We start from the raw sequence: 2,907 nt of genomic DNA on the forward strand, positions 1-2,907 counted from the left end.
AAAGGCTTTCATATCCAGGCTTTTTTTGAAAGGGTGCTGAATAGTTACGATTTTGGAATGCCAAACCAATTATGAAATTTTTTCCCGGTCAAATGTTTATTTTCCTGAAAATAGTGGTCGGTCCGGTCCAGCTTCCGACCGGATTTAATGGCCACGAAGACCATCCAGGCCAAAGCCGCCAGGGGGAGCAGATTCAAGAGTTCCATGCGGGGTATCTCCGTTGCAGACGTGAACTTCCATCCCCTGTGATAAAACACCCCCGGTCACAATTGCAACCGGGGGTGTCCATTTTCAGCAGATTTCAGCAGAACATTGGGCCAAGCGGCACTTACATACCCATGCCGCCCATGCCGCCCATGCCGCCCATGCCGCCCATGCCACCACCTTCGGGCATGCCGCCGGCGCTCTCCTTCTTGGGCAGTTCAGCCACCATGGCTTCGGTGGTGATCATCAAACCGGCAATGGAGGCAGCGGCCTGCAGGGCATGGCGCACCACCTTGGTCGGATCGATCACGCCACGTTGCACCAGGTCGGCATACTCCTCCTGGGCAGCGTCATAGCCAAAGCTGCCGTTGTTGTTCTCGGCGATCCGCGCCACCACGACCGAACCTTCGGCGCCGGCGTTGCCGACGATCACCCGCAAAGGTTCTTCCAGGGCACGGCGGACAATCTTGACCCCCATCTGCTGGTCTTCGTTGTCGCGCTTCACGGCATCGAGGCACTTCTGGCTGCGCAACAGGGCCACGCCGCCACCGGGAACAATCCCCTCTTCCACGGCTGCACGGGTGGCATGCAGGGCGTCGTCCACACGGTCCTTGCGCTCTTTCACTTCCACCTCGGTACCGCCGCCGACCTTGATCACCGCCACGCCGCCGGCCAACTTTGCCAGGCGTTCCTGCAACTTCTCCCGGTCATAGTCGGAGGTGGTCTCTTCGATCTGGGCGCGAATCTGGTTGACCCGGCCCTTGATGTCCGCACCAGAGCCTGACCCTCCCACGATGGTGGTGTCTTCTTTGGTGATGGTGATCGATTTGGCCGATCCCAGCATGTCCAGGGTGACATTTTCCAGTTTGACGCCCAGATCTTCCGAAGCCACGGTACCGCCGGTCAGGATGGCAATATCCTCCAGCATGGCCTTGCGCCGGTCGCCAAACCCGGGGGCTTTCACGGCGCACACTTTCAGGCCGCCCCGCAATTTGTTCACCACCAGGGTCGCCAGGGCCTCCCCTTCGACATCCTCGGCAATGATCAACAGAGGGCGGCTGGATTGCACCACGCTCTCCAGCACCGGCAGAATCTGCTGGAGTCCGTTGACCTTTTTCTCGACCAGCAGAATGTAGGGCTCGTTCAACTCCACGAGCATCTTTTCGGCGTTGGTCACAAAATAGGGCGAGAGATACCCCCGGTCGAACTGCATCCCTTCCACCACTTCCAGGGTGGTTTCCAGGCCTTTGGCCTCCTCGACGGTGATGACCCCCTCCTTGCCGACCTTGTCCATGGCCTGGGCAATCATTTTGCCGATTTCAAGGTCGCTGTTGGCCGAGATGGTCCCAACCTGGGAGATCTCCTCGGAGCTGGTCACCTCTTTGGAAACCGATTTCAGATGCGCCACCACCGCCTCGACAGCGGCATCGATGCCCCGCCGCAGATCCATCGGATTCATCCCGGCGGCCACCGACTTCATCCCCTCACGAATGATGGCCTGGGCCAATACGGTCGCCGTGGTGGTTCCGTCACCGGCTTCATCTGCGGTTTTGGAGGCCACTTCCCTGACCATCTGGGCGCCCATGTTCTCAAACTTGTTCTCCAGTTCGATCTCCTTGGCCACGGTCACGCCGTCCTTGGTAATCCGGGGAGCGCCCCAGGATTTGTCCAGAACGACATTCCGGCCTTTCGGTCCCAGGGTCACCTTGACGGCATCGGCCAGGACATTGACCCCCGTCAGCATCCTGCTCCGGGCGATCTCACCAAATTTGACTTCTTTCGCTGCCATTGTTTCGCTTCCTTTTCAATCCAATCAATTGTCTCAAGCCCGGCTCAGGCCTGCCCTCACTCCAGGATACCCATGATGTCGGTTTCCCGCATGATCAGCAGTTCCTTCCCATCGACCTTGACTTCACTGCCGGAATACTTGGCAAAAAGCACCCGGTCACCCTCTTTCACGCTCATGGGGCGCAGTTGGCCATCATCCCCAATGGCCCCCTTCCCCACCGCCAGAATACGCCCCTGAATGGGTTTTTCCTTGGCCGTATCGGGAATGATGATGCCACCGGATGTCTTCTCATCCTGCTCAATACGTTCGACGACGACCCTGTCATGAAGCGGACGAAATTTCGTCTTCATCTCCTCAACTCCTGAACTTTCTTAAATTTTTATCCAAACGGTCCACGATCCGGAATGTGCCCGCGTTCCCATCCCCCGGCTGGCCCCAAGGCCGCTATGCAACCCGGGACGTCCCTTTGGCACTCTCCGGGGTTGAGTGCTAATGTAGGCGCGAAAGAGAGGTTGTCAAGTGATCGTCACAAATTAAAATGATTTTTTGTATCCAATTCACCACCCGGCAACGCATCGGGGTCCAGGGGTCTGGCGACGGATAACGCATTGGGGTCCAGGGGGATGGCTCCCTGGCAGGGCCTTGGACAGCGTCCTGGTGGGGTTCGGGGCGAATCCCTGACAAAGGCTTTCATATCCAAGCTTTTCTTGAAAGGGGGGTGAACCTTGAAAAGGGGGTGAACGGTTGCTCTTTTAAAAACCTGCCATGCGTCCGTCATCTGGCGCAAAAAGACGCGCCAGATGACGGACCAAGGCCCGCCCCCTGGGCTTTTTTTGCAAACAGCGCAAAGAAAGCCTGCGAGAAGGGGGGGCGTACAAAAACAAAACGGGGCGCTGCCCCGGACCCCGCAAGGG

General features: G+C 58.1%; 3 protein-coding genes. All 3 read right to left on the minus strand.

Annotation, left to right across the window (positions count from 1 at the left end):
• Window positions 1-44: 44 nt before the first annotated feature.
• The 3 genes from HQL63_16150 to groES all read right to left on the minus strand — a co-directional run bounded on the left by HQL63_16150 (window position 45) and on the right by groES (window position 2,343).
• Entirely contained in the window at window positions 45-206 is a 162-nt protein-coding gene (locus HQL63_16150) for a hypothetical protein (protein MBF0178354.1), read from the minus strand.
• Window positions 207-328: 122 nt separating this feature from the next.
• Window positions 329-1,993 (minus strand): chaperonin GroEL, encoded by a 1,665-nt coding sequence (gene groL / locus HQL63_16155; protein ID MBF0178355.1) that lies wholly within the window; start codon window positions 1,991-1,993, stop codon window positions 329-331.
• A gap of 56 nt (window positions 1,994-2,049) precedes the next feature.
• Window positions 2,050-2,343 carry a co-chaperone GroES gene (gene groES / locus HQL63_16160; protein ID MBF0178356.1) on the minus strand — a complete coding sequence of 98 codons (294 nt, stop codon included), beginning with the start codon at window positions 2,341-2,343 and terminating at the stop codon, window positions 2,050-2,052.
• Between the last annotated feature and the right edge of the window lie 564 nt (window positions 2,344-2,907).

Source organism: Magnetococcales bacterium (assembly GCA_015231175.1).
In the GTDB taxonomy this organism is placed as follows: Bacteria; Pseudomonadota; Magnetococcia; order Magnetococcales; family DC0425bin3; genus HA3dbin3.

Excerpts from the sequence above, each read along its gene's own strand:
- HQL63_16150 (MBF0178354.1), bottom strand. The coding sequence starts at position 206 with ATGGAACTCTTGAATCTGCTCCCCCTGGCGGCTTTGGCCTGGATGGTC.
- groL (MBF0178355.1), bottom strand. The coding sequence starts at position 1,993 with ATGGCAGCGAAAGAAGTCAAATTTGGTGAGATCGCCCGGAGCAGGATG.
- groES (MBF0178356.1), bottom strand. The coding sequence starts at position 2,343 with ATGAAGACGAAATTTCGTCCGCTTCATGACAGGGTCGTCGTCGAACGT.